At 58.0% G+C, this 25,084-nt stretch carries 23 protein-coding genes and 2 pseudogenes; 16 read left to right on the forward strand and 9 right to left on the reverse strand.

The genetic code is table 11. The features are described 5' to 3' along the window. Positions 1 to 174: 174 nt before the first annotated feature. The 4 genes from J3P86_RS03355 to J3P86_RS03370 all read right to left on the reverse strand — a co-directional run bounded on the left by J3P86_RS03355 (position 175) and on the right by J3P86_RS03370 (position 4,314). Complete coding sequence (locus tag J3P86_RS03355; protein ID WP_434626265.1) at positions 175 to 1,116, reverse strand: LysR family transcriptional regulator; 942 nt, start codon at positions 1,114 to 1,116, stop codon at positions 175 to 177. 69 nt (positions 1,117 to 1,185) lie between these two features. Then, positions 1,186 to 2,715 carry a tripartite tricarboxylate transporter permease gene (locus J3P86_RS03360; protein WP_434626264.1) on the reverse strand — a complete coding sequence of 510 codons (1,530 nt, stop codon included), beginning with the start codon at positions 2,713 to 2,715 and terminating at the stop codon, positions 1,186 to 1,188. Next, positions 2,712 to 3,245 carry a tripartite tricarboxylate transporter TctB family protein gene (locus J3P86_RS03365; RefSeq protein ID WP_434569883.1) on the reverse strand — a complete coding sequence of 178 codons (534 nt, stop codon included), beginning with the start codon at positions 3,243 to 3,245 and terminating at the stop codon, positions 2,712 to 2,714. The genes J3P86_RS03360 and J3P86_RS03365 overlap by 4 nt, the downstream gene beginning before the upstream one ends. 52 nt (positions 3,246 to 3,297) lie before the next feature. Further along, positions 3,298 to 4,314, reverse strand: coding sequence for a Bug family tripartite tricarboxylate transporter substrate binding protein (locus tag J3P86_RS03370; RefSeq protein ID WP_434626263.1), 1,017 nt, complete (start codon positions 4,312 to 4,314; stop codon positions 3,298 to 3,300). 422 nt (positions 4,315 to 4,736) lie between these two features. On the opposite strand from J3P86_RS03370, the gene J3P86_RS03375 reads away from it, so the two are divergent. The 7 genes from J3P86_RS03375 to J3P86_RS03405 all read left to right on the forward strand — a co-directional run bounded on the left by J3P86_RS03375 (position 4,737) and on the right by J3P86_RS03405 (position 12,509). Next, positions 4,737 to 5,741, forward strand: a complete 1,005-nt coding sequence (locus J3P86_RS03375; RefSeq protein WP_434699418.1) for a 4-hydroxythreonine-4-phosphate dehydrogenase PdxA — start codon at positions 4,737 to 4,739, stop codon at positions 5,739 to 5,741. 319 nt (positions 5,742 to 6,060) lie between these two features. Further along, on the forward strand, positions 6,061 to 7,236 hold the full coding sequence (locus J3P86_RS03380; protein WP_305496980.1) for an L-rhamnonate dehydratase: 1,176 nt from the start codon (positions 6,061 to 6,063) through the stop codon (positions 7,234 to 7,236). Positions 7,237 to 7,288: 52 nt separating this feature from the next. Next, positions 7,289 to 8,284, forward strand: coding sequence for an AraD1 family protein (gene araD1 / locus J3P86_RS03385; protein ID WP_434626261.1), 996 nt, complete (start codon positions 7,289 to 7,291; stop codon positions 8,282 to 8,284). A gap of 23 nt (positions 8,285 to 8,307) precedes the next feature. Beyond that, positions 8,308 to 9,888 (forward strand): aldehyde dehydrogenase (NADP(+)), encoded by a 1,581-nt coding sequence (locus J3P86_RS03390; RefSeq protein WP_434626260.1) that lies wholly within the window; start codon positions 8,308 to 8,310, stop codon positions 9,886 to 9,888. 118 nt (positions 9,889 to 10,006) lie between these two features. Further along, entirely contained in the window at positions 10,007 to 10,678 is a 672-nt protein-coding gene (locus J3P86_RS03395) for a histidine phosphatase family protein (protein ID WP_434699420.1), read from the forward strand. A 24-nt stretch (positions 10,679 to 10,702) separates the two neighbouring features. Then, entirely contained in the window at positions 10,703 to 11,548 is an 846-nt protein-coding gene (locus J3P86_RS03400; RefSeq protein ID WP_434626258.1) for a phosphatase PAP2 family protein, read from the forward strand. Positions 11,549 to 12,104: 556 nt separating this feature from the next. After that, a complete protein-coding gene (locus J3P86_RS03405; protein ID WP_434626256.1) occupies positions 12,105 to 12,509 on the forward strand; it encodes a hypothetical protein in 405 nt (134 codons plus the stop codon). Positions 12,510 to 12,772: 263 nt separating this feature from the next. Here J3P86_RS03405 and J3P86_RS03410 read toward each other — a convergent pair whose 3' ends face one another. After that, positions 12,773 to 12,949 (reverse strand): hypothetical protein, encoded by a 177-nt coding sequence (locus J3P86_RS03410; RefSeq protein WP_434626255.1) that lies wholly within the window; start codon positions 12,947 to 12,949, stop codon positions 12,773 to 12,775. A 121-nt stretch (positions 12,950 to 13,070) separates the two neighbouring features. After that, the gene (locus J3P86_RS03415) at positions 13,071 to 13,640 is read right to left on the reverse strand and encodes a hypothetical protein (protein WP_434626254.1); all 570 of its coding nucleotides are present in this window, start codon (positions 13,638 to 13,640) and stop codon (positions 13,071 to 13,073) included. Positions 13,641 to 13,856: 216 nt separating this feature from the next. Between J3P86_RS03415 and J3P86_RS03420 the strand changes: the two genes are divergently transcribed. Together J3P86_RS03420 and J3P86_RS03425 are read left to right on the forward strand one after the other, a co-directional pair. Further along, complete coding sequence (locus J3P86_RS03420; protein ID WP_434699421.1) at positions 13,857 to 14,690, forward strand: oxidoreductase; 834 nt, start codon at positions 13,857 to 13,859, stop codon at positions 14,688 to 14,690. 23 nt (positions 14,691 to 14,713) lie between these two features. Further along, positions 14,714 to 15,642 (forward strand): annotated as a pseudogene (locus J3P86_RS03425) (AraC family transcriptional regulator N-terminal domain-containing protein). 57 nt (positions 15,643 to 15,699) lie between these two features. On the opposite strand, the gene J3P86_RS03430 reads toward J3P86_RS03425, so the two are convergent. After that, positions 15,700 to 16,185: a MarR family winged helix-turn-helix transcriptional regulator gene (locus J3P86_RS03430; protein ID WP_434626251.1), complete on the reverse strand. Its 486-nt coding sequence runs from the start codon at positions 16,183 to 16,185 to the stop codon at positions 15,700 to 15,702. 49 nt (positions 16,186 to 16,234) lie between these two features. On the opposite strand from J3P86_RS03430, the gene J3P86_RS03435 reads away from it, so the two are divergent. Next, on the forward strand, positions 16,235 to 17,707 hold the full coding sequence (locus J3P86_RS03435) for an FAD-dependent oxidoreductase (RefSeq protein WP_434699423.1): 1,473 nt from the start codon (positions 16,235 to 16,237) through the stop codon (positions 17,705 to 17,707). 38 nt (positions 17,708 to 17,745) lie between these two features. Here the strand turns inward: J3P86_RS03435 and J3P86_RS03440 are convergent. Both J3P86_RS03440 and J3P86_RS03445 read right to left on the reverse strand, forming a co-directional pair. Next, a pseudogene (locus tag J3P86_RS03440) lies at positions 17,746 to 17,883 on the reverse strand (integrase); the annotation flags it as partial. 905 nt (positions 17,884 to 18,788) lie between these two features. Continuing rightward, complete coding sequence (locus J3P86_RS03445; RefSeq protein WP_434699425.1) at positions 18,789 to 20,474, reverse strand: YfjI family protein; 1,686 nt, start codon at positions 20,472 to 20,474, stop codon at positions 18,789 to 18,791. A 193-nt stretch (positions 20,475 to 20,667) separates the two neighbouring features. Between J3P86_RS03445 and J3P86_RS03450 the strand changes: the two genes are divergently transcribed. The 6 genes from J3P86_RS03450 (at position 20,668) to J3P86_RS03475 (ending at position 25,077) form a co-directional block, all read left to right on the forward strand. Then, positions 20,668 to 20,898, forward strand: a complete 231-nt coding sequence (locus J3P86_RS03450; RefSeq protein WP_058409978.1) for a helix-turn-helix transcriptional regulator — start codon at positions 20,668 to 20,670, stop codon at positions 20,896 to 20,898. 371 nt (positions 20,899 to 21,269) lie between these two features. Next, a complete protein-coding gene (locus J3P86_RS03455; protein WP_434699428.1) occupies positions 21,270 to 21,965 on the forward strand; it encodes an inovirus Gp2 family protein in 696 nt (231 codons plus the stop codon). 314 nt (positions 21,966 to 22,279) lie between these two features. After that, positions 22,280 to 23,194 carry a WYL domain-containing protein gene (locus J3P86_RS03460; RefSeq protein ID WP_434699430.1) on the forward strand — a complete coding sequence of 305 codons (915 nt, stop codon included), beginning with the start codon at positions 22,280 to 22,282 and terminating at the stop codon, positions 23,192 to 23,194. A 44-nt stretch (positions 23,195 to 23,238) separates the two neighbouring features. Continuing rightward, on the forward strand, positions 23,239 to 23,742 hold the full coding sequence (locus J3P86_RS03465) for a BrxE family protein (RefSeq protein ID WP_434699432.1): 504 nt from the start codon (positions 23,239 to 23,241) through the stop codon (positions 23,740 to 23,742). Beyond that, positions 23,739 to 24,524, forward strand: a complete 786-nt coding sequence (locus J3P86_RS03470; protein WP_434699434.1) for a BrxA family protein — start codon at positions 23,739 to 23,741, stop codon at positions 24,522 to 24,524. Before J3P86_RS03465 ends, J3P86_RS03470 begins: the two co-directional genes overlap by 4 nt. Next, positions 24,505 to 25,077, forward strand: coding sequence for a BREX protein BrxB domain-containing protein (locus tag J3P86_RS03475; protein ID WP_434699436.1), 573 nt, complete (start codon positions 24,505 to 24,507; stop codon positions 25,075 to 25,077). Before J3P86_RS03470 ends, J3P86_RS03475 begins: the two co-directional genes overlap by 20 nt. Positions 25,078 to 25,084 lie beyond the last annotated feature (7 nt).

The raw sequence follows: 25,084 nt of genomic DNA on the forward strand, positions 1-25,084 counted from the left end.
GCGACTCGGCCTGAAATGCAGGCAAAAAAAAGCCCGCGGGAGAGCGGGCTAAAACCTTAGTTTCTTGAATGAGCGAGGCGATGTTAGCGAATCCCGCGAGGATGTGGGGTGAAGAAAAGTTCATGCAGGGGCTGGCCTCGTCGATTGGCTGATCGGCCGTCCGACGCGGGCCTTTCAGTTCAATAACGCATGCTCGGCACGTACCGAATTCATGAACGCCTGCATCGCCGATGACTGAATGCGATGGCGGCGGGTGATCAATCCGTACGGTGGCAACCGGGCTTCGAACTTGATCGGCAACACGGCGAGCAAGTCACGACCTGGATAATCCTCGACGACCGATATCGGGGTGACGCCGAGCATGTCGGTCTGCTGGACCAATGAGAGCAAGGTCATGATCGAGGTGGTTTCGACGATGCTGCTGGGGATATCGACCCGGGCGTTGTGAAACACCTGGTTGATGATTGCGCGCATCGGGCTTGGGTGTTGTTGCAACACCCAGGTCATGCTCTGTAGCTCGGCCCAGCCCAGTCGGCTCGCCTGCGCCAACGGATTCTGCGCGCCACAAATGACACACAGCGCCTCTTCCCCGAGGCTGTCGAAGAGCAACTCTTCGGCGCGGGCACCGGCGGGAATACGGCCGAGGACAATGTCCAGTTGATCCTGCAACAGCGCTTGTACCAGCACGTCGCTGGTGTCGACCTGGATGCTCATGGACAAGCGGGGATGGCTTTGTTTCAAGGTCGCGATGGTGCGCGTCAGCAGTCCCGAAGCCAGTGCCGGAATGGCGCCGACTGCCACCCGGCCGAGGTTGCCGGATTCGAGTGCCACCAGTTCTTCGCGCATGCCGCTGAGCTCGGCGAAGACCATACGCGCGTAGTAAATGACGGTTTCCCCGAATGGGGTGGAGCGCATGCCACGGGGCAGGCGTTCGAACAGCTCGACGCCGAGCAAGTCCTCGGCTTCGTGCAGCATTTTGGTGGCAGCCGGTTGGGTCATGCCGATGTGGTCGGCTGCGCGGCGCAGAGAACCTAATTCCTGCAATGCCAGCATCAGCCGCAGTTGGCGCAGACGCAGTCGACTATGGATGACATTGGCAACAGGAATTCGGGTCATGGGCGGTACTCGCTGGAAAGTCCGTGGCAAGCCTGACAATAAATGCCAGGCGTTACCAGCAGTGCCGAGTCACAGCAATGATTTCGCCTCGGCGACGTGGGGTTTGCGCAAGCCCACCAGCAGGCCCAGTGCCTTGGAGATCAGCGGCCAGAACAGCATCAGCAGCGCGGCGGTGGTCAGGCTGCCCACCAATGGGTTGGACCAGAAAATTCCCAGCTGTCCGTCAGAAAACAGCATCGACTGACGGAATGCGTCTTCGGCCTTGTCCCCCAGGACGGCTGCCAGCACCAGCGGCGCAATCGGATAGCCGAGTTTCTTGAACAGGTAACCCAGCGCACCGAAGCCCAGCATCAGTACCACGTCGAAGAACGAGTTGTGCACCGAGTACGCACCGATGGCGCAGACCATGATGATGATCGGCGCGATGATCGAGAACGGAATGCGCAGGATCGAAGCAAACAACGGCACGGTGGCCAACACCACGATCAGGCTGACCACGTTGCCCAGGTACATGCTGGCGATCAGGCCCCAGACAAAGTCGTGTTGCTCGACGAACAGCGTCGGCCCAGGGTGCAGGCCCCAGATCATCAAGCCACCGAGCATCACCGCTGCCGTGGCGGAACCCGGAATGCCCAGCGTCAGCATCGGCAGCAGCGCGCTGGTGCCGGCAGCGTGGTCGGCGGTTTCCGGGGCGATCACCCCTTCGATCTCGCCTTTGCCGAAGTTGTCGCGGTTTTTCGAGAAACGTCGCGCCAGGCTGTAGCTCATGAACGATGCCGCCGTCGGGCCGCCGGGGGTGATGCCCATCCAGCAACCGACCAGTGTGCTGCGCACAATCGTCCACCAATAACGCGGCAACCTGGCCCAGGTGCGCAAAATCACCATCGGTGTGATGCGCGCATGTTCGCCACGAAACACCAGGCCTTCCTCGACTGTGCAGAGAATTTCTCCGATGCCGAACAGGCCGATCACCGCCACTTCAAAACTGATCCCGGTCATCAGGATCGGCTGGTCGAACGTCAGGCGCAGGTTGCCGGAAACCGTGTCCATGCCGACTGCCGCCATGGCGAAGCCGATCATCATCGCGACCACGGTTTTTAATGGCGGGTTCTTGCTCATGCCGATGAAGGTGCAGAACGCCAACAGGTACACCGCGAAGAACTCCGGCGAGCTGAAGGACATGGCGAACGCTGCGATTTTTGTCGACAGGAACGTCAGCAACAACACCCCGCACAACGCACCGATCAGCGCCGAGCTGAACGCGGCGGTCAACGCCTCGGCAGCCCGGCCTTCGCGGGCCATCGGATAACCGTCGAAGGTGGTCGCCACCGATGAAGGCTCGCCAGGAATGTTGAACAGGATCGAGGTGATCGAGCCGCCAAACAGCGCGCCCCAGTACATGCACGACAGCAGGATGATCGCCGACACCGGCGACATGGTGAAGGTCAAGGGCAGCAACAGCGCCACGCCATTGGGCGCGCCGAGACCGGGCAGCACACCGACCAGGATGCCCAGCAGAACGCCGATCACCATCAGACCGATGTGGCCCGGGGTCAGGATCAGGTTCATGCCCTGCAACAGGGAATCGAACTCGCTCATTTGAAGGTTCTCCCGGCCAGGGCAATCCAGTCGCCTATTGGGCCGGCATCCAGCGGGACCTTGAACCACAGCGCGAAAATCAGGTAGCTGGCGAGCGCCGCACCGAGGGCAACCGCACCGATCATCCACTTGCCGTAAGGCTTGGCGCGGACCTTGTCGCGCCACATGAACCAGGCAATGAAGCAGGCCGACGCGAGGTAGATGCCGGTGAAGGGCATCGCACCGACGAACAGGGCAATGGGCAGGAAAACCGATAGCACTTGCTTGAACGCACTACGGGTGAGGAATGCAACGCTCAGGGCCTGCCAGCGCACCACCGTCAGCACGCCGTTGGCGACGCTCGCCGCACTCAGTATCAGGCCGATATAGAACGGGAAGTAACCCGGTTCAGGGCCGGCATCGCCCCAGCCGATGCCTTGTTCGACACTGCCGAACATCACCACGGCACCGAGCAGGGTAGTAAACAGCGTCAGGCCGAGCTCGACCCAACGGGTACCGACCAGCGCCGGTGAATCCGAAGAATGGGACATCAAACACCTCCAGTAGGTGACGACCGCCCTGGGGCGAGCGGCCCTGGCAACTTCAGTTTTTCAGCCAGCCGGCTTCCTTGAACACCGGGGTGACGCGGGCGACGTCCTTTTCGATGTAGGCGGTCAGGGGCTCGCCTTCAAGGAACGTCGGCACCAGCGCGTTCTGTTTGACGTAGGCCTTGAACTCATCGGTCTGCGTGACTTTGCGCATCAGTTCGACATAAAAGGCCCGTTGTTCGGCACTGACATCGCCGGGCATGAACACCGTACGCGGGAAGCGGTACTGATCGATGCCCAGGCCCTGTTCGTGGCAGGTTGGAACATCGGCCCAGGCTTTGTTTCCGGCGACTTTCTCGGTGTAGCTCATGCGCTCCTTGCTGAATACGCAGAGCGGTTCGACTTGATCACCGCGCCATTGGCTGATGCTTTCACTGGGGTTGTTGACGTTGGCCGCGATGTGTTTGCCGGCCAGTTGGGTCGCGGCTTCACTGCCGCTCTTGAACGGGATGTACACCAGTTTGCTGTTGTTGGTCTGGTTGAGCAGCAGGGTGAGGGTCTGGTCGACGTCCTTGGACTGGCTGCCCCCCATGCGCAGCTTCGCCGGGTCGGTCTTGGCCGCTTCGTAGAAACCTTTCGCGTCTTTCCACGGCGCGCCCTTGTAGCTCCAGAGGATAAAGTCATCTTCGGCCACGGCGGCAATCGGGGTCAGTTCCTGCCATTGGTAGCCGAGCTTGGAAACCAGCGGCAACAGGTAAACGTTATTGGTGGCAATCACCAGTTTCTCTGCATCGCCCTTGTTCATCTTCATGTCGAGGAAGGCCTCGGCACCGTTGCCGCCACCCTTGTTGAGGACAATGGTGTTGACGTCGAGCAGCTTATGGGTGGTGATGATCGACTGGATCAGGCGACCGAGCTGGTCGGTTCCGCCACCCGGGCCGCCGGCGACGACGATTTCGACATTCTTGTCCGGTTGCCAGGCGGCGTGGGCAAGGGCGGGAAGGACGCCGACGGCAATCAGGGCGCCGCCTAGAAGAAGACGCGATGTGCGACGGACGAATGCATTTCGCATGATGGGCCTCGTTTTTGTCGTTGTTATGAGTGACTTGTCTGCGCGATGAAGCCGCAAGCCTGGCCTGAGTGTGGAAAGGTGCCGGCGCCGCGTCTAGTCAAAACAATACATACACCGATAGCCTGAGGTTATAGCTCGCAAAAAGGAGCGGGTGGACATCGTCCAGATGTCGAGGGCTGGGGCTTTTTTGAAACAAGCCGAAATAGAACCCGAAGGCTGAAAGCGCGCGGTGCCATAACCCGAAGCTATCACCTGATTTCAAGTTTTGATTAGACGGTTATCGCCAGGCCTCCGATAGTGCTCGGCAACGTCTTCAGGCCGACGGCATTTCACAACAATAACAAACGGGGTACGTGTCATGGCTCAGGACGAGAGCTTTGCGTCATGACCGGGCGTGGCATGGGACCCTTGAGGAGTGAAGCATGAAAAAAACCGCTATCGCCATGGTCCTGGGTGACCCGGCTGGCATTGGCCCGGAATTGATTGCACGCTTGCTCGCCGAGCCCGAGATACGCAGCAAGGCCAACATCATTCTGATTGCCGACGAAGCGGAAATGCGTCGCGGCATGCGCATCGCCGGCAGCGAGTTTCCTTATCGCCGGGTGGAGACACTGGACGTGTTGGAGTTCGTCGATGACACGCCGCTGTTCCATGACTTTCGCGGCGACACGGTCGGCGAGTTCCCCCGTAGCGAGGCCAGCGTGATTGGCGGTCGCTACAGCCTCGACACCCTGGAAAAGGCCCTGCGCCTGACCGAAGCCGGGACCACCGACGCGGTCCTGTTCGGGCCGCTGAACAAGACCTCGCTGCACATGGCGGGCATGGCCCACAGCGATGAATTGCACTGGTTTGCCGAGCTGCTGGATTTCCACGGACCGTTCTGCGAATTCAACGTGCTCGACAACCTTTGGACTTCACGCGTGACCTCCCATGTGGCCCTGTCCGCAGTGCCGGGCCTGCTCAGTGAGCAGCGGGTGGTGGAAGCGATTCAACTGATCGACACCGCCCTCAAGCGCAATGGCCTGGAGCAACCGCGAATCGGTGTTTGCGGCTTGAACCCGCACAACGGCGACAACGGTTCGTTCGGTCGCGAGGAGCTGGACATCATCGGTCCGGCCGTACGCTCGGCGCAGGCGCTGGGCATCGCGGCACAAGGGCCGTATCCGGCAGACACGATCTTTCTCAAGGTCCAGGGCGATGCCAATGCCTTCGATGCTGTCGTGACCATGTATCACGACCAAGGCCAGATCGCGATCAAGTTGATGGGTTTCTCCCGTGGCGTGACGGTGCAGGGCGGCTTGCCGATTCCGATCACCACCCCGGCCCACGGCACCGCTTTTGATATCGCGGGGCAGGGCAAGGCCAACGTCGGTGCTACGCGCCAGGCCTTCGAAATCGCATGCCGGATGGGACGCAACCGGCACTGATCCTGAAATCAATGCGGTCCGTTGTGGGAGCGAGCCTGCTCGCGATCACGGTAGTACAGCCACATTTCCAGTGGCTGATACACCGTTTTCGCGAGCAGGCTCGCTCCCACATTTGTTTGTGTATGGCTGATAACCCGATCTGCTCTCTTACTCGGATTTGCTATCACCTCAGGCTATCGCCGGATACGCATAAGTGATTATCCGCAGTCCTCGGACGCTGGCTAAAGTCGGCCCATCGGATGCCGGAGCCCCTTCCTGAAAAGGCTCTGCGCACACGACCGACAATGACAAGAAGCCGCAGCCCAAGGAACTGTATTTCATGAAAATCAAAGCGATCCGTACCCGCGTTTTCGAGTGGAAGGGCAAAGTCGTCCCGCCCCAGGCGCACTTCTGCACCAACGCCAGCGACATCCTGTTCGAGCGCGGCGACGCGATGGGCTCCTTCCGTTTCCACGGCTGGCTGGTGGTGGAAGTCGAGACCGACAACGGCCTCGTCGGTATCGGTAACTGCGCCCTGGCACCGCGTGTGGCCAAGGAAATCATCGACACCTACCTGGCACCGATCGCCATTGGCGAAGACCCTTTCGACAACGAATACATCTGGCAGAAAATGTACCGTCAGAGTCACGCCTGGGGCCGAAAAGGCATCGGCATGGCGGCGATCTCGGCGATCGACATCGCGATCTGGGACATCATGGGCAAGGCCGTCAACAAGCCGGTGTTCAAGTTGCTCGGCGGTCGCACCAAGGAAAAGATCTGGACCTACGCTTCCAAGCTCTACGCCAACGACAACCTCGATCTGTTTCTCGAAGAGGCCCAGGGCTATCTCAACCAGGGTTTCACCGCGCTGAAGATGCGCTTTGGCTACGGTCCGAAAGACGGTCCGGCGGGGATGCGCCGCAACATCGAACAAGTGCGCGCCCTGCGGGAATTGGCCGGCCCTGACGTCGATATCATGCTCGAATGCTACATGGGCTGGACCCTGGAATACGCGAGGCGCATGTTGCCGAAACTGGCCGAGTTCGAACCGCGCTGGCTGGAAGAACCGGTGATCGCCGACGACATCGAAGGCTACATCGAACTGAAGAAGATGGGGATCATGCCGATCTCAGGAGGCGAGCACGAGTTCACCTCCTACGGCTTCAAAGACCTGTTGGAACGCCGCGCCGTCGACGTCATCCAGTACGACACCAACCGCGTCGGCGGCATCACTGCCGCGCGCAAGATCAACGCCATGGCCGAAGCCTGGTCGGTGCCGGTCATTCCCCACGCCGGGCAGATGCACAACTACCACTTGACGATGTCCACCACCGCCTCGCCGATGGCCGAGTTTTTCCCGGTGTTCGACGTCGAGGTTGGCAACGAACTCTTCTACTACGTGTTCAAGGGCGAGCCGCAACCGGTCAACGGGTACATCCAGCTCGACGACAACACTCCGGGCCTGGGCCTGGAAATCTCCGACGAATACCTGAGCGACTTCAACATCATCGAGTGACCTGGACGCGCCGCAAATGAGCGGCGCCTACCCTGACTATCTGGAGGCCACCATGCGCCTGATTCAATTTGAAAACTCCGCCGGAGAGCGCCAGGTCGGCGTCGTCGATGGGGCACTTGTTCAAGTGCTCAAAGGAACCCGCAATACCCGGGAACTGGCGCTTGCAGCGATCCGTGGCAATCGCAGCCTGCATGAAGAAGTCGCTTCGCGCGGCACCGAGCCGGGCCCGGATTACGCAGCGCTGTTGCACCAAGGCAAAGTCCTGCCGCCGCTGGATCACGAAGATCCGGCCCACTGCCTGATCAGCGGCACCGGCCTGACACATCTGGGCAGCGCCTCGGCGCGGGACAAGATGCACCAGCATGACGGTGAGGTCGAGGCCGGCATGACCGACACCATGCGCATTTTCAAATGGGGGATCGAGGGCGGAAAGCCGGCGCCGGGGCAGGTCGGTGCGCAACCGGAATGGTTCTACAAGGGTGACGGCAGCATCGTCGTGCACCCCGGCGCGGACTTCCCGGTGCCTCCGTTTGCCGAAGATGCCGGTGAAGAGCCGGAGCTGACCGGTCTCTATGTGATTGGCGACGATGGCCTGCCGTATCGCATCGGTTATGCCTTGGGCAATGAGTTCTCCGACCACGTCATGGAGCGGCGCAATTACCTGTACCTCGCCCACTCGAAACTGCGCAGTTGCTCCTACGGCCCGGAGCTGCGCGTCGGTGAGTTGCCCAGGCATCTGGTCGGCACCAGTCGCATCGAGCGCAATGGCGAAACCCTCTGGGAGAAGGCTTTTCTCAGCGGCGAGGACAACATGTGCCACAGCCTGGCCAACCTGGAATTTCACCATTTCAAGTACGCGCAGTTCTTGCGGCCGGGTGATGTCCATGTGCATTACTTCGGCACCGCTACCCTGTCGTTCGCCGACGGTGTGAAGACACAGCCGGGGGATCGCTTTCGGATCAGCCTCGATGAGTTCGGTGCGCCGCTGGTGAACGGTATCGGCGAGAGTGCCCAGCCGCTGCCCATCGGCCAGGTGCGTGCGCTCTAAGCCTTCAACAGGAAAATGCCCTCATGACATTGCCACAGGGATACAACTACATCGGCGGCCGTCGCAGCGCCAACGGCACCCTGCAACTGCAAAGCTTCGATGCGAGCACCGGCGAGCCCTTGCCCGGCACCTTCTTCCAGGCATCCGAAGCCGAAGTGGATGCCGCCGCCAAGGCCGCTGCTGCGGTTTACCCGGTTTACCGCAACCTGAGCGCGGAAAAACGCGCTTCGTTTCTCGATGCAATCGCCGAGGAAATCGACGCGCTGGGCGATGACTTCATCGCTACCGTGTGCCGCGAAACCGCATTGCCTGCCGGGCGCATTCAAGGGGAGCGCGGTCGCACCAGCAGCCAGTTGCGTCTGTTTGCAAGCGTGCTGCGTCGTGGCGACTTCTACGGTGCGCGGATTGACCGCGCATTGCCCGATCGCCAGCCACTGCCACGTCCGGATCTGCGTCAATACCGCATCGCCCTGGGGCCGGTGGCGGTGTTTGGCGCCAGCAACTTTCCGCTGGCCTTTTCCACGGCCGGCGGTGACACCGCTTCGGCGCTGGCAGCGGGGTGCCCGGTGGTGTTCAAGGCCCACAGTGGCCACATGGCGACTGCCGAGTGGGTGGCGGACGCGGTCATCCGTGCCGCTGAACGGACTGAAATGCCGGCCGGCGTGTTCAACATGATTTATGGCGGGGGTGTCGGTGAATGGCTGGTCAAGCATCCGGCCATTCAGGCGGTGGGCTTCACCGGTTCGCTTAAGGGTGGCAACGCCTTGAGCCACATGGCCGCCACCCGGCCACAGCCGATTCCGGTGTTCGCCGAAATGTCGAGCATCAATCCGGTGTTCCTGCTGCCCGAAGCGTTGGCGGTACGCGGCGAGCAGATCGCGGCGCAGTTGGCCGGTTCGGTGACGTTGGGGTGCGGTCAGTTCTGTACGAATCCGGGTTTGGTCATTGGCCTGCGCTCGCCGCAGTTCAGCCTGTTCCTGGAAAGCTTCTGCGCGAGCATGAACCAGCAACCGCCACAAACCATGCTCAACCCGGGCACCTTGGCCAGTTACAGCCGCAGCCTCGGTGAGCTGTACGAGCATCCGGGCCTGACGCACCTGGCGGGCAAAACGCAACAGGGCAACCAGGCGCAGCCGCAGGTGTTCAAGGCCGATGTCAGCCTGTTGCTCAAGGGCGATGCGTTGCTTCAGGAAGAAGTGTTCGGGCCGACCACCATCGTCATCGAAGTGGAGAATCGGACACAGTTGGCGGCGGCGCTGCACGGCCTGCGCGGACAGTTGACGGCGACGTTGATCGGTGAGGCTGATGAATTACTGGAGTACCGTTGGCTGACAGAAGTACTGCAGGAAAAAGTCGGGCGGATCCTGCTCAACGGTTATCCGACCGGGGTGGAGGTGTGCGAGGCGATGGTGCACGGCGGACCGTATCCGGCAACATCCGATTCACGGGGAACGTCGGTGGGCACGTTGGCCATCGATCGTTTCCTGCGGCCGGTGTGTTTCCAGAATTACCCGGATGCGTTGTTGCCCCAGGCATTGCAGAACGGCAATCCGCTAGGGATTCGGCGGCTGGTGGATGGGGAGGTAACTGATCGAGCGCTGTGAGCGGCGCGATCGTTGAATCCGAAGTTTTTTTTCACATCGCTTTCACTGCCTGCCTACGTCGGCCTCTCTACTGTCGCGCCATCGAATCACTGGGTGGATGCCGTCGGGGCGGCTTGATGTGGAACTGAGACTGAGTCTTTTCGGCCTGACGCGCTCGATCGATAGGCGCCGTTTTGCCCGTTACCAAAACACCGTGGTCGTGCTCGCCTCGGCGCTGCTGGCTGTCCCGTTGGTCCTGTGGCTACTCGGCCCGGCAGCGGTGCCGGACCTGGCCCATGGCAACGTCGCCGGCGCCCGGGCCCTGGCCGATGGCTGGGCCAAGGGCGAAATGATCGTGCTGGTGCGCCATGTCGAGCGCTGCGACCACTCCAAGGCTGCTTGCCTGGGTGACCGCGAAGGCATCACCGACCGCGCCCGTGCCGTTGCGGTGGGGCTCGGGGCTCGGTTCGAACAACTGGGCCTGGACCACGTCGACCTTTACAACAGCCCACGGGTGCGCACCGCGCAGACGGCGGGCTACATGTTCAACAAGGTGAGCGCCGGTGACGATTGGCTGTTCGACTGCCGACATGACCTGCTGCGCAATGCCCTGGCCCACAAAGTGGCCGGTCGCAACCTGATCCTGGTTACCCACAGCGAATGCATGCAGGCGATGGAAACCGCGCTTCTGCGCCCGACTTCCTCGTTCGGCTATGGGGCTTCGTTGTTCGTTTCCAGCGCTCAGCCACAAGCGCCACGAGTGCTCGGTTTTATCGAAGCCCCTGACTGGCGCTCGGTGACATTCCAGTAATTCTTCCCACGACCAGGACCGCTCATGCTGACGTCTGCCCGCGCCCGTTTCTACGGGCTCAACCTCGGAATTCCCTTGGCCGTTGCCGCCATGGTGTTCCTGCTTTTCGATCTGACCCGTATCGACATCGCCATCAGCAATCTTTTCTATGACCCGTTGCACCAGGTCTTTCCGTTGGGGCATGTGCGGCTGTTCGAGCAAATCACGCACAAATGGGCCAGGGCCATTCCGAACTGGACGGGGGAGGCGGCCATAATCGGCGCCGTGCTGTCGTTTTTCTGGCCGCTGTTGAAACCGGAAAAGCGCCCTGGGCTACTTCGCGTACTGGACAGAACCCGGCTGGCGAAACCGCTACGTTTTGCCTACAAACACCGGCGCGATTTCCTCTACGTTGTCTTCGCCTTTTCGCTCAGTACCGGGGTTATCCATTACCTCAAGGGCCATACCAGCGTGTACTGCCCGGTGGAAACCAGCCAATACGCCGGCAAGATCGAGCACAAGGAATGGTTCCGGAATTTCGACCTGCTGAAAGTGGCCGGTGAGGGGCGCTGCTGGCCGGGTGGCCATGCGTCCGGCGGCTTCACCCTGCTGGCGCTGTACTTCGTCGCCCGTCGTTATCGCTGGCGTCATTCCAAAGCGGTGATGTATGGGGCGTTGGCCTTGGGGTTCGTCTATGGCACGACGCGGGTCCTGCAGGGTTGGCACTACATGTCCCATACCTTCTGGGCGGGAATCTTTGTCTGGTTGAGCTGCTGGTTGATGGCGCTGGTGTTTTATGGGCGAGGCGCCTTGGAGCAGCCGCTGTCGAATCGACAGCGCACGGTGCCGCCCGTCGTGCAGGCGTTGGGCAACGCGCCTTCCTCCGTCTGAACGGCAGGCCTGGAAATTGCGGATAGCGCGAATCAACCAAGCCATTCGGACGCGTCCTGTGAGATGCGTCTCTTTTTTACGCAGAAAGTTTTCCCTCTCCTGAACTGACGTGGTGCCGCTGGCGGTAAACCACAGGTGCAGACTGTTCCGAATCTTACTGAGCGTGGCACACTTACTAACGTTTTTCCGTCTGATCCAGCTATCGCACAGCGACCAATAAGAACTCTGGTTCAGGACGAGTCAGGGCGGTATTGGCTCCAAGGGCAAGCAGGCGGCAGAATTACTCCCTCAGGCTCATATGATTTTGTTACGTTGCCGGATGGGACTATTAAAGTTAGTAGGCCGAATATCAACGAAGGGTTTTCAACCCATCTTGGGCTTAGTGGTGGTAAAGACGTTAAATACGCGGGCTCTATTCGCTTCGGGAACAACCAAGGACCAGAGCGAGGCACTATAACGAAGTGGGATAACAGCTCAGGGCATTACAAGCCGCCTGCTTCGTTGAAAGATAACTCTGGTCTGCCCCAAAATTTCTTTAACCCTAAATAGGTTTGGTATGGACGCACGACAGGCGGAACTGTGTAAACAGCTTTCAAGAATGAGCTCCGATCAAGCTGCCGACTGGTTGATTGATACATATCCAATAGACTCTGATGAATGGGGGGAGGCCATTTTGCTTCTACCCCATCGATCATGGAAAAAATCTGAACAGCAGCGTTTGGCGAATCATTTCTTTAAAAAGCTGCCTTTTTCAGGTTATCGAGGATACGAGGCGTTCGCATCTATCATGTCTGTAGCTTCTATGGTCGGCTGTGTTAAGAAAGCTTTACCGGAAGATGCTGCTAGGCGCGAATTGTTACTCTATTATCTAGTCCCCGTGTTACGTCGTTCTGCAAAAAATGACTCAGATAGGCGAATTATTGAAGACTTTGTTGGAGACATAGAGAAGGAGGTGGGGTAGCGTAAACGGCACTTAGAGGATAGTTTAGGTATACCCCGGAGGCTCGGATCCGTGCTTTCAACATATCCGCCAAAGAAAGGATAGCGTTGAAATGTTGCCGGGCGGTTTTTTCTAGTTTCACGTTGGATGAACTCAAGCACGTTAAGGTCTAGTCGACTGGCGCGCAGATAACTAAGCGTCGAAACATCTTGAATAGGCTTGAGTGAGAGGCAGACCACGCTCCTGCCCAATTTCTGCGATAAAAAACGTGGTCTGCCGCTTTTTCAGGCCTTGGTCGACTGAGTGAAAGCCCAAGCAAACACGATAACGGCAATGACGGGTCTGATCAGATCCGTCGCTGGCGCCTGACCGGTAAACACCCCAAGGCCGAAAAATATGAATGCCGCCAGGGCAGCGAGAACACCCAATGCTGAAATCCAGCGGAAATATCGTGGAAACATCACATTTATCCTTTACAAAAAGTTAGTACAGACCAGGTTTTATGAGTAAGAGGCAACGGCTTCTTCGATAAGACAGGATGTGTCTTCGTTATCCTATGTATCTTTTTTTTCGGGTCAGATTTCAATTCGTACCCACAGGCACGCTGACCTCTCTGCGCTCACCCGTCGCGGAAATTTCATACACCTTCATGATGTAGTAATCCGCGATCACCGTTTCAATGAGATAGTTCTTTTGCGGTCGTGGTGTGAATACCAGCGGAGCAGGCTGTGGTGTTATGCCGTAGCCGAACAACGTATGCATGGGTATGCCATTGAGGGTAGCGATCTGCCTTTTCACCGACGCACTCACTTTCAGGGGCTTTTCGGCCTCTACCAGCGTATCGATGCTGTCCGTGCCACCTGCCATTTTCTTCAGGTAACCCGGTATGCGCTTGAAGTAGCCTGCATCGTAGACGGGCTCGCCAGCGGAAGACATGGCGTACTCGACCGCGTTGGCAGGACCCAGCGAATAGCTGACGGGGTGATCACCCGCGCCGCCGAGGGTGCGGAAGGTAAGGCTTGCATGATGCTCATCCGCCGCCAGTGGAACTACTGGCATGGAAGAGGGTTGAACGCTCGCTTGGCGGCTGCCACAACCGGTCATTGCAAAAGCGAGAGTCACTGCTAATGGAACAGCAAGATATGTTTTCATTCGATCCATGAACTGAATGGGAGATTTCAGGGCTTGTGAAGCGGGCCCAGTATACCCGCGGGAGCCTCGGCTGAGGCATGTGAGTCTAGGGTAGGGCGCTGGCGGCGATGCCTCTGACGCGCTGATAGGAATAGGCAATGCCCCAAGGCAAACCGGCATAGGAGGGGCATTTTTCGCTCGCTACCATGGCTACCTGTTCATCCATTGGAGTTCACCATGCCCAGTCGCAAAACCCTATTCATCACCGGCGTGAGCAGCGGCTTGGGTAGCGCACTCGCGCAAGAGGCAATTGCAGCAGGCCACCGTGTCATCGGCACCGTGCGCAATGAGGCGGCCTTGCAGGCCTTCGAGTCGCTGTCGACGGAGCGTGCCCATGGCGTCATCCTGGACGTCACCGAGTTCGACCGGATCGACAGCGTTGTGGCGGCGACGGAGGCCGCCCACGGCCCGGTCGATGTGCTGGTCAATAATGCCGGTTATGGCCACGAAGGCGTCTTCGAAGAGTCGCCACTGGAGGAAATGCGTCGTCAATTCGACGTCAACGTGTTTGGCGCGGTGGCGGTGACCAAGGCCTTCGTGCCGTATTTTCGCCAGCGCCGTGCCGGTCATATCCTCAATATCACTTCCATGGGCGGCACGATTACCATGCCGGGCATCTCCTATTACTGCGCGAGCAAGTTTGCCCTCGAAGGTCTCTCCGATACGCTGAGCAAGGAGCTGCTACCGTTCAACATCTTCGTGACGGCCGTCGCGCCCGGCTCGTTTCGCACCGACTGGGCCGGCCGTTCGATGCAGCGCACGGCGCGGAGCATTGCCGACTACGACGCCAGTTTCGATCCGATACGTAAAGCGCGCGTGGAGAAAAGCGGCAAACAACTGGGCGACCCGCGGAAAGCGGCGCAGGCCATGCTGCAGATCATTGCCAGCCCGACGCCACCCGCGCATTTGCTGTTGGGCAGTGATGCGCTGAAGCTGGTGCGGGAGAAGCTGAGTCGTGCCGCCAGTGAGATTGATCAATGGGAAGCGCTGACCCGTTCGACTGACAGTTGAACGGCCCGCAAAAGGGGACGTCGATGACTCAGGCCGCTGCGCGCATGGTGCAGTTGATGGAACAGCTCGCACCGGTGGAAGGCTACAACCTCAGCGCGCTGGACGACGTCCGCTTCCTGCGTTCGAACCGCCCCCTGACGCGCACGCCGGTGCTGTATGAACCCGGCATCGTGATCCTCTGCCAGGGGCGCAAGCGCGGTTATCTGGGCGATGACGTCTATGTCTATGACGCCCAGCATTACCTGATGGTCTCTGTCCCCGTTCCATTCACCATGGAGACCGCCGCCAGCGCCTCGGAACCCATGCTGGCGGTCTACATGCGCCTCGACTTGCAACTGGCCAGCGAACTCATGTTGCAAGTGGACGAAACCCACGGCCCCAGCGACGCCCAGCCCAAAGGCATGTACGCCTCGCCCATGGATGAGCCGCTGCGCGCCTCGACGCTGCGCTTCCTGGAGGCGATGGGCGTCCGGGCGAGGCGCAAATATTGGGCCCTTCTCTGATGAGGGAAATCTACTATCGAATCCTGACCGGCGAACAGGGCGGCTCGATGCGCGCCGCCCTCAGTCGGCGGGGACATTTCGGCAAGATCACCCGGGCGATACGCAAGATCCACAGTTGCTATCACGAGCATCTGTACGTCGAAACCCTGGCCCAGGAAGCCGGCATGAGCGTCCCCAACTTTCACCTGCATTTTCGCAACGTGACGGGCGCATCACCCATGCAGTACCTGAAATCGACCCGCCTGCACCAGGCGCGATTATTGATGCTGCGCAACACCATGAACGCCTCGACGGCGGCGTTCAGTGTCGGCTATGAAAGCGCCTCGCAATTCAGCCGCGAGTTCAAGCGGATGTTTGGCCGGACGCCACAGGCCGAGGTGGAATGGATGAGGGCGATTTATGCGTTGCCGGAGGGGGTGGCGGCGTCGGGGTATGTTTCTTCGCATTAGGGGTAGGGTGGTTATTGTGGCCGCTCCATGGTGGCTGATCCCGCGAAAGTTGCCGAGCTAACCAGCCCCTGTGCCCTGTTCCAGGGCCTTGGCAAATTTACGCATCAGACGCACCAGGTCGGTGATGTCCTCGGCAGCCCAGTCCTGAAAGATTCCTCGTGCCAGGCGCTCGCGCGCTTGGTCTATCTGGTCGGTGATCGCCTTGCCCTTCGCGGACACCACCGCCTCGCGCATCCGTCGATCTTCCGAGTTCTCATGCCGGATCACTAACTCCATGTGTTCAAGCTTGGAGACCTGACGGCTGATGGTCGTATAGTCCCTGCCTAGGCGACCTGCCAGATCCACGACACCAATCGGCCCCACCCGCTCGATTACCACCAGCAGGCGAAAGAGCGCCTGGTCCAGGTGTACACCAGCTTCCGCGATGAGTCGCTCGTCGTTCCTAGGCCGGTTCATCACGCTCACGATCGAGATCAAGGACCGATGCAGATCCTTCATCTGCGCCGATATATGTGTATCTTGCACTTTATTTTCGACGGTCATAAGCTGCTCTCCTGATATGTGCATCTTACACATTCTTGGGAGAGGTGATATGCGTAAGCCCGTTGACGTCCTGATTTGTGGTGCCGGTGCCGCGGGCCTTACCTTAGCGATTGACCTGGCGCGGCGAGGGGTGCGCTTTGCCCTCATCGAAAAGCTTTCCTCGCCCTTCTTGGGCTCGCGCGGCAAAGGCATTCAGCCCCGCACCCAGGAGGTCTTCGAAGATCTCGGGATCCTGGACCGGATCATGGCCGCAGGCGGTATCTACCCGACTATTCGCAAATACGCGCCCGATGGTAGTCACGTGGACCAAGACGTGACGAACGTTGCCGAGCCCACACCTGCCGAGCCCTATTGCCTGCCTTTGATGATTCCTCAATTCAAGACCGAAGCAGTCTTGCGCGAGCGCTTGATCGAACTGGGGCATGCGCCAGAGTTTGGTGTCGAGCTAACCGGGACGCTGGTCAGCGCCGACGGAGTCAAAGCCGTACTCGCAACCCCGGATGGAGAACAGACCCTCCATACCCGATACCTGGTGGGTGCCGATGGCGGGCGCAGCTTCGTGCGCAACACCTTGGGGATTGGCTTTCCGGGCAAGACCCTGGGCGTACGGGCAATCGTGGCCGATGTCATATTGGATGGACTGCCGCGCGACGTGTGGCACCAGTTTGATGGTGGGGGCTCAGGCCCATTGGCTATCTGCCCGTTGGCGGGCACAGACCTGTTCCAGATCCAGGCCCCTGTTCCCTTGGAGGGCGATATAGATCTCTGCGCGGCTGCGCTGACCGAACGCGTTGCCCTGCACACGGGGCGCACGGACATCATGGTCCATTCGGTCGCCTGGTCATCCATCTACAGCATGAATGCCAGGCTTGCCGATCGTTACCGGGATGGCCCGGTGTTCCTGGTCGGCGATGCGGCGCATGTCCATCCGCCTACCGGTGGACAAGGCCTCAACACCAGCGTCCAGGACGCTTACAACCTGGGCTGGAAGCTGGCGGCCGTATTGGCCGGCGCACCAGAGGCTCTACTGGACACCTACGAAGCTGAGCGCCGCCCGGTGGCCGCAGACGTGCTCGGGCTGTCCACGCGCCTGCTTGCAAGCTTCAAGACCGGGGACAACAGGCGGACCCGTGAGGTCCAGCAGCTGGATATCGGTTATCCCCACTCGCCGCTATCGCTCCCGTCGCAGGCCACTGACAGCGGGCTCGCGCCAGGCGATCGTGCACCTGATGCCGTCGTGCGAGGCGCAGGCGGCAGCCCAACGCGCTTGTTCAACCTGTTCAAGGGCACACATTGGACCTTGTTAGCCAATGGTCCCTCGAACTTCGCGCCAAGCGCGGGCTTGCATATCCACGGCATCGGGCCCGGCTCGGAAATCGAAGATTACCTGGGTCAATTCGCCCAGTTTTACGGCCTCGCTGAAGGCTCCGCCGTGTTGGTCAGGCCGGATGGCTATCTGGCAGGGGTCTTCACGAAAGATCAGGTGGTTGCATTGGACGGCTATCTGGCTCGCTACAACTAAGAGGACTTCAGCGTTTCCTGATTATGGTCTGATTTCGAATGGAAATGGATGATTGCTGGGCCGTTGCTGCGTACGCGGAGCTGCAACCCGTCGTCATCTGTGAGGACGTAATCCTTGGACTCCGGTTTGGCTCCCTTCAGTTGTCGGTCGGATCGTCGCAGGGCTGGAGCAGGGATGAGATCTACCTCAGGCGCTGTTTGGTATTCCAGAGATTAGTCCCGGCGGGCTTGGAATACCTGAACAGTCAGAACTCGGCGGATGCCAAAACACCTCGGAATCGCTGAGACTCTTGATTTCGCTGGGTTTCAGGCACAAAAAAAAGACGTCCATGGACGTTTTTAGAGCCGGGGTAATCTGAACAGATAAATTAAGTTGTTGATTTTAAATAAAATACCTGGTTTGTTTTTTTATCTGGAATGCCATTTGGAATGCCAATGACATTTGCTTGGTACCTTGGGGCGTCTTGATAGGGTGCGATTGCTATACCGCATCTCTGCTACTTATCAGGCGTTAGCCGAAGTGAAGCGCTGAGGCCGAGCAGGTAAGTAGCCCTCCGAGATTTTGTCATTTAATTTCTCGGTGACTTGCAGCTGTATTCCTTCCGGTCAGACCGCTGGGGCTGACTGGCCTGGATAGACCTTGGACTCATAATGCTTCTCTACGACGGTATCAATGACCTTCTGGATCGACCACATTTAGCGTAGCTGCATTAGCATCTTCGTCGTGGGTTAGCGTCGGCATTTCTTCTCGCGTAAATATCTTCCTCAGGGCGTGCGGCTTCCGCTGAGGTCGGCGCTTACTCTTTCCGCCGCTCGAGTCGGACCCGGTAGCCATTTTTCATAGGGGCGGCCCCTATTTGATGCAAAGTGCTATCTGAAGGCCAGATCCGTTTTCGCCAAGCCTGTCATTATTTATATGTTATAACATAACTTATAGTTTTGATTTTTTTGATCCCGTGCATAACCGTGACAATCGCGCGCGATTTCCCATTGTTGTGCCGGCTTGCGCATGGAGCTCCCAGTCTGTGTTCTGGTTCTCTTGCGCTCAGCGAGGGGGATGTTTTGCAGCTACAGCTTACCCGTTAATCGCGGACTTTGATGAGGTAGCTCGGCTGAGGCCCAAACCCATTCCTTACCTCAGGCTTCCAATACTCATGTTCGCTGAACAGAGGAAGCTCTTTGATCGTGAGCGTTTCGCCGTTCTTCAGTTCGGGCTCTCCTCTTTTGAGGAGGATCGATTCTTGGAACCGGTAGCGGCCTCCTTCCTTGGCGATATGCCCCAGCTTGGTCAGCAGCTCGATGGCTGCCTCCAAACGCTCGGTATTGGCCCGTCCCCTGAGACTGCTGGGGCCGTACTGTTTCACCTGGGTTAGTGTGAAAGTGGTTCGTTGCCCGGTCATCAAATCGTCAGGTGGCGTCGATGAGAGGCGCGTGTTGGGTGAGGAGTCGTTTCTGTTCCTGTTTGTAGGTCTGTCTGTGAGAGGGTTTTCTTTGTGGGCGGTTTTCAGTAGGTAGTGTGCCAGTTGGTTCGCATCCGTCACGAGCTGCGGCTCGTTGGCCAAGTGCTCGATGAAGTGCTTTGAGCAGTTCTGAGCGAACTTCCAGCAGAACTCCAGCGTGAGGTAGTCGATCTCGGTATTGCTGTCTGAGGTGCGCTCGAACGTATGCAGGATGGCCGCCAGACGACTCGCGTTTTCCAGCAGCTTGGAAGCGTGATCCTTAGCGTAGTGGTATAGGCCGTTTTCCTGCATTTGTTGTTCGAGATGCCGACTGTACTGGTACCAGAGATTTGCGGCCGGCTCCGAGAAACGTAGTACTTGGCGATCAGGCGAAACGGAGGGGGCCAAGCACTCGCGGATGCGGGCATTGAAGGCCTGTAGGCGAGGCAGTTCAGATAGCTTTTGATCGGTACGCTGGCCAGCCATTGAGCGGGGCTTGGCGACTAGGAAGCGGGCGAGAAAGCCCGTGCCGCGAGCCTCCTCGCCGCGCCTGCCCATGAAGCGGGCGATCACGCTCGGTTGTGCCATTAGTGACAAGGTGAGACGGGCATTTTGGAGAATGAAGCCTTCTCTGGAAATGCGATCGACGATAACGCTGCTGCCATCCCAGAGAGTATTGAGTTTGTCGAGCTCACCCAAGGCCTTGCCGCTGAAAATACTGTTGGCTTCGCTAGTCAGCAGACAGCCGCTGGGCGTGTGTTCGTAAAGCATCTGCACTAGGGCCTGCGGGGTGGTGTCTTCATAGAGGAACTTGCCCGAGCGGGCGGGTTGCGGTTCAGCTCTGACATGCTCAGCGACAGTCTTCAGGGCTGCGTGCGTGGCGGCGGCGTCGTCTTGGGCTGCGTATTTGCTGTACATACGCTCCAGGTGTCTCTTGCGCGTGCTCCATAGTTGCTGTTCGACCCGATGCTCCACTAAGGCGACCTCGTTGGCGCGATGCGCTGCATCATTCAGGTCGTTGATCGCCTCGAAAAAATTGTTCTGTGTAGTGGTCTTGCGTTCACCGGAGTCCGCGATGGTCAGCAGCATCAGTGAGGTTGGCACTTGGTGTCCGGTTGGCATTCGTATATCAATAAGTTTCTGGCAAGCGGTGGCCATGGCCCCGAAGGCGCACATCATTGCCATTTCACGGGAAATCTGCAGCTCTCGGGCTGCCTCAGTTACAGCGGCCTCTACCAAGCTGTGCTCGCGGAAACAGGGCCAGCCGTTCTGGTAGGTAATTGGTTCACTGCCAATGGATTCAGATTTGTCTTTATGTGTATTGATCATTTTTACCCGCTATTTCTGCTAGCAAGTAGCGAAAATAGCAGACTATTTAAATTACTTCTTTATTTGATTTTAACGGACATGAGGTGGGGCATGTATTTCCCCAGCTCTATTGGGGCGCGGACTGAATCGCGGTCTTTGCGCGGTTTTTTTATACGTCCCCTGCACATCCTCTGAGCCACAGAGGAGCCTGCTCATGCGAATCATCCGTCTGAAAGAAGTCATCGACTCGACAGGACTTGCCCGGTCGACCATCTACAAATACATCGCGGAGGGCACCTTCCCGAAACCGGTATCTCTGGGCGACCGCTGCGTTGGCTGGGTCGAGAGCGAGGTGCACGATTGGATCTTGGCAAGGATTGAAGAGCGTGATCTGACCGAGAGCTCTGCAGTGCGGTCCACCGGTCACCTAAGCATGGCCAGTTAGAAACCAGCATAAGCGCCATGACCAGTTATGGCTGGTCATGGCGCTTATGCTGGGTAGGCTGGAGTCGCACGTTGGACGCCCCGGAAGGCCGAGCAAAGCGATGGTTTATTTCCGGAGTAGATGCCCTGAAGAAATTCACGGAGTGGCCGTGAAAAAACCTCCCGCGATCACCATGCAGTCGAGAGCATCATTTGCGGCACGAGTATTATGCTTTTAATAGCTTCTCCTACCCATAGGGTTCGCAGGGTTGCTTAGGTATGAGCTGCAAGCACTAACCAGGACATCCAGTCGGAGAGCGTTAGGCAGCCAGTCGAGTGTAAAAAAATACACCTGATGAACATCGGTATGAGACTCAACCAGGAATCATACCCATGCTTCGTCATTCCGATAACACGAGCCACCGTCCGCGTCGTCATCCAGGCAACACCAACCTCCATCTGCAGTACGGGCCTACCTACGGCGGCCTGCCCTTGATGGTCGACAAGGGGCCGTATGTAGAGGAGTACCTATTCAGTCTCCTGAGCGTTATCCAGCGGGCTCTGACTCAATATCCTAGGGTCATGGCATTCCGGGTGGACCTTCATCTGCCGAGGGAGATAGATCTGTCCGCTAACACCAACAAGAACATCAGCAGGTTTATCGAGTCCTTCTGCGCCAAGATTGACTACCACCGCAGCCAGCTGCGTGAGCAAAAGCAGGATGCTCGTGGTTGCAAGGTTCGCTATGCCTGGGCGAGGGAGGTCGGACAGAGAGGACAGCCGCACTACCACTTGGTGTTTCTGCTCAATCATGATGCCTATCACAGGCCAGGCCGGTTGCAATCTACGAATCGAAATCTCGTGACGCGCCTGCAGGAAGCTTGGGCTAGTGCTTTGCAGCTATCAGTCGATCAGGTACGTGGGCTGGTGCATATCACTGACAATGCCACATATCGAATCTACCGGGACGTCCCCGACGGCAAGATTGATGAGCTGCCAGAGTTGTTCCGGAGAGCCAGCTACCTATGCAAGGAGGCTACGAAGTCCTACGGGGATCGTCAGCGTGGATTCGGCACCAGCAGGGGATAAATCAGATATCTGGCCTTACAAGGAGAAGAGTGGGTACCGACATGCCCGACTTGGCTGAGCAATACCTTCGTTTGTGAGTGGTTGCTGGCAGGTCGGATTCTAGCAGGACACCGCCAGGGCTCGATGTGCAGTGTCTGGGCGGCATCTCTAAAATACCGAATCGTCGCGAGCAGGCGCGGCGTGCATGTTCTAATATACGGGTGATTAGGTAATCAAAATGAGTACCATCATATTTGTAAAATACAAATATGGACGTGCGTCTAAGGCGTACAATAATATCCGTTAACTAGTCAAATTACGTGCCGCTAATTCATATGACGCCCATAAGCTCTCTTGCAGAACTCGCTCAGCCACAGCGTGACCGCCTAGCCTTTATCGAGCTGCGTATACGTTTCGTCGGGGAGATTCGGAGGCAGGATCTGGTGGATCGCTTTGCCATCCAGTCCGCTGCGGCGACCCGGGATCTTGCGCTGTATAGGGAGCTAGCCTCCGGCAATATCGACTATGACTCCAAAGCCAAGACCTATGTCCTTGGAGCTGACTTCCGTTCGCTGTTCGATTACCCAGCAGAAAGAGTTATGTCGTGGCTGACACAGGCCTTCGGTGATGGCGAGCCGCTTAAGTTCAAAACTTGGGTGCCTAGTGAAATTCCTTCTAGGCTGACGAACCCTGATTTGGATGTGCTGGCGAGTGTGACGCGCGCCATCCATCACTGCTGTCCCTTGGTCGTTGAATACCACTCGATTTCCAGTGGCAAGTCGAAACGCGAGATCGTGCCTTTTGCTTTGATCGATACAGGTTTTCGCTGGCACGTTCGCGCGTTCGATCGAAAGTCAAAAGAATTCCGTGACTTCGTCATTACTCGGATAAGGCGCCCAGTGGTGCTTAATGGTCAGCCCGTGGCTCCTCAGGAGATGAGCGATCAAGACATTCAGTGGACCCGAATCGTCGAGTTAGAGCTGGTGCCGCATCCGAGCCAGCCGCGTCCAGAAATAACCGAAATGGACTACGGGATGGATGGAGGGGCACTACGCATGAAGCTGCGTGCCGCCACTGCCGGATACATCCTAAGGCAATGGAGCGTGGACTGCTCGCCAGACCATAGTCTGCGTGGGCATGAGTACCGGCTTTGGCTGAAGGACCAGTTGGCGCTATACGGTGTCAAGAATGCTGTTTTGGCTCCAGGCTACAAAGAACCCCGTCTGGACGAGGCGAAGCCAAATTACTAACTGTATGCCTAGCTGCCCAACTGGAAAAAAGATTTAGGACTTTTATGAATACCATCGCAAAAACAATCGCAGAGCTCCGGATACTGATTGGTTACCTGGGGGAAAAGGGCCAGGCTAATTGGTGGGGCAGCGAGTTCTTTGGCGCTACAGCGTCTGCTTTTTTGGCTCCAATATTCAACCGATCTCTATTTCTTGCCCAATACCAGGGGGCAACTGCGGCGGCAGCTAAGGTTCACGACGAGGTCATTGGTGTTGGCCGTATCTATCACCTATTTCGTTTGCCGATCGGGCTCGAGCAAGCATCTGCTGATGCGCTCAACGACACCGCTTTCGTGCAAATCTTGCAAGGCAGATTGGCAAGTCGTGAGCTGGCGATGGTGCGCCTGGCTGAATTGGCGGAAAAACCAGAGTCCGCATCGCCAGGCCCCATTTCGCTGGGCCAGATGAGTCAAGATCTACAAACCGAGCTAGAACGTGCTGCGGGCTTTTATTGTGCAGCCCTAACCTCTGGAATTCAGACGTTCCCCTACGTTCGGGAGGTTGAGTGAGTCAGCAGCGCTACTACACCACTCAGCTACAAGCCGGGCTTGGGCTCTTAGAAGAAACAAGGCAACTGCTCCAGGTTTATCAATCTAGCATGAGTGCGTCCCAGCTTTATGAGGCCGCGCTGGCATCGGGTCGTTTCCCTTTGGTAACGGCAAGGCGCCTACGCAATATTGTTGCCGAGTGCTTTGCCCCACGCTACATGCGCGACCCCTGCGTTGCCGCGCGCCTCAAGTCCCTGGTTGATCGTTTTACGACCGCCGAGCTCAATCAACTGCTCTTTATCTATACCGCGCGAGCCAATCTTGTATTGGCAGACTTCGTTCGAGAAGTTTACTGGGCGCGCTATTCAGCAGGGCGAAATGACCTCCAGCTGGAGGACGCACGCACCTTTGTTGCTAACAGCGTGCGCGAAGGAAAAACGCAAAAGCCATGGTCTGAGACCACGATCAAGCGCATCTCATCGTATTTGATGGGCTGCTGCGCCGACTATGGACTGCTGACAACCACAGGCCGTAACCAGCGCTCGATTGCTGCTTATCGCATCTTGCCAAAGGTCGCCGCCTACTTGGCCTACGACTTGAAGTTCAGTGGTCTTGGTGACAACCAAATTGTTTCAAGCTCCGACTGGGATCTCTTTGGACTGGAACGTACCGACGTCCGAGACCAATTGAAACGTTTGTCATTACAAGGCCTGCTCATATTTCAGGCCGCTTCCGATGTCGTGCATATCGGTTGGACCTATAAAAACATGGAGGAACTGATCGATGTCATCGCTCAAAGCTGATTTCAATGAGTTGATGGAGCGAATTAAGCAGGGGCGCGAGTTTGGCCATGCCAGCTTCGAGCCCATTTTCTATTTGGTTTTTCCGCCAAATCAGATCCTCAATGTGAAGCGCGAAACACCTGCGTGGGTGCACCGACTGCGTAACGAAGGCTGGGAAGTCGAAACCTTTTCGATCGCCGAGCATGTTGCAGACATTATCGAGAAGGCACCGCTTCGCAAGATCTGGCTCGCGGCCGATCAGAAAGCCCCCCTGGCATGGGGCAAGACCAATGCGTCGCTCGCTAATGCCATCAGTAATGGCGCGTTGCAGGCACGCATTGAAGCCAAGCTGGCCGAACTTGAAGGCAAGCCTAAGGCCATTTTGCTGGTCACCGATCTTGAGGCGTTGCATCCCTACACACGCATCGGTGTCATCGAAGGCAAGTTGCAAGGCAAATTCCATGTACCCACGGTGTTCTTTTACCCTGGTGTGCGCACCGGCAAGACACGACTCAAATTCCTGGGGTTCTACCCCGACGATGGCAACTACCGCTCTGTCCACGTCGGCGGCTAATCATTGA

Origin of the sequence: Pseudomonas sp. D1-1, from assembly GCF_051132225.1 — a bacterium.
Lineage (GTDB): Bacteria > Pseudomonadota > Gammaproteobacteria > Pseudomonadales > Pseudomonadaceae > Aquipseudomonas.

What these genes read in the sequence shown, in the direction of transcription:
- J3P86_RS03355 (WP_434626265.1), bottom strand. Translation starts at nt 1,116, where the DNA reads ATGACCCGAATTCCTGTTGCCAATGTCATCCATAGTCGACTGCGTCTG.
- J3P86_RS03360 (WP_434626264.1), bottom strand. Translation starts at nt 2,715, where the DNA reads ATGAGCGAGTTCGATTCCCTGTTGCAGGGCATGAACCTGATCCTGACC.
- J3P86_RS03365 (WP_434569883.1), bottom strand. Translation starts at nt 3,245, where the DNA reads ATGTCCCATTCTTCGGATTCACCGGCGCTGGTCGGTACCCGTTGGGTC.
- J3P86_RS03370 (WP_434626263.1), bottom strand. Translation starts at nt 4,314, where the DNA reads ATGCGAAATGCATTCGTCCGTCGCACATCGCGTCTTCTTCTAGGCGGC.
- J3P86_RS03375 (WP_434699418.1), top strand. Translation starts at nt 4,737, where the DNA reads ATGAAAAAAACCGCTATCGCCATGGTCCTGGGTGACCCGGCTGGCATT.
- J3P86_RS03380 (WP_305496980.1), top strand. Translation starts at nt 6,061, where the DNA reads ATGAAAATCAAAGCGATCCGTACCCGCGTTTTCGAGTGGAAGGGCAAA.
- araD1 (WP_434626261.1), top strand. Translation starts at nt 7,289, where the DNA reads ATGCGCCTGATTCAATTTGAAAACTCCGCCGGAGAGCGCCAGGTCGGC.
- J3P86_RS03390 (WP_434626260.1), top strand. Translation starts at nt 8,308, where the DNA reads ATGACATTGCCACAGGGATACAACTACATCGGCGGCCGTCGCAGCGCC.
- J3P86_RS03400 (WP_434626258.1), top strand. Translation starts at nt 10,703, where the DNA reads ATGCTGACGTCTGCCCGCGCCCGTTTCTACGGGCTCAACCTCGGAATT.
- J3P86_RS03405 (WP_434626256.1), top strand. Translation starts at nt 12,105, where the DNA reads ATGGACGCACGACAGGCGGAACTGTGTAAACAGCTTTCAAGAATGAGC.
- J3P86_RS03410 (WP_434626255.1), bottom strand. Translation starts at nt 12,949, where the DNA reads ATGTTTCCACGATATTTCCGCTGGATTTCAGCATTGGGTGTTCTCGCT.
- J3P86_RS03415 (WP_434626254.1), bottom strand. Translation starts at nt 13,640, where the DNA reads ATGAAAACATATCTTGCTGTTCCATTAGCAGTGACTCTCGCTTTTGCA.
- J3P86_RS03420 (WP_434699421.1), top strand. Translation starts at nt 13,857, where the DNA reads ATGCCCAGTCGCAAAACCCTATTCATCACCGGCGTGAGCAGCGGCTTG.
- J3P86_RS03430 (WP_434626251.1), bottom strand. Translation starts at nt 16,185, where the DNA reads ATGACCGTCGAAAATAAAGTGCAAGATACACATATATCGGCGCAGATG.
- J3P86_RS03435 (WP_434699423.1), top strand. Translation starts at nt 16,235, where the DNA reads ATGCGTAAGCCCGTTGACGTCCTGATTTGTGGTGCCGGTGCCGCGGGC.
- J3P86_RS03445 (WP_434699425.1), bottom strand. Translation starts at nt 20,474, where the DNA reads ATGATCAATACACATAAAGACAAATCTGAATCCATTGGCAGTGAACCA.
- J3P86_RS03450 (WP_058409978.1), top strand. Translation starts at nt 20,668, where the DNA reads ATGCGAATCATCCGTCTGAAAGAAGTCATCGACTCGACAGGACTTGCC.
- J3P86_RS03455 (WP_434699428.1), top strand. Translation starts at nt 21,270, where the DNA reads ATGCTTCGTCATTCCGATAACACGAGCCACCGTCCGCGTCGTCATCCA.
- J3P86_RS03460 (WP_434699430.1), top strand. Translation starts at nt 22,280, where the DNA reads ATGACGCCCATAAGCTCTCTTGCAGAACTCGCTCAGCCACAGCGTGAC.
- J3P86_RS03465 (WP_434699432.1), top strand. Translation starts at nt 23,239, where the DNA reads ATGAATACCATCGCAAAAACAATCGCAGAGCTCCGGATACTGATTGGT.
- J3P86_RS03475 (WP_434699436.1), top strand. Translation starts at nt 24,505, where the DNA reads ATGTCATCGCTCAAAGCTGATTTCAATGAGTTGATGGAGCGAATTAAG.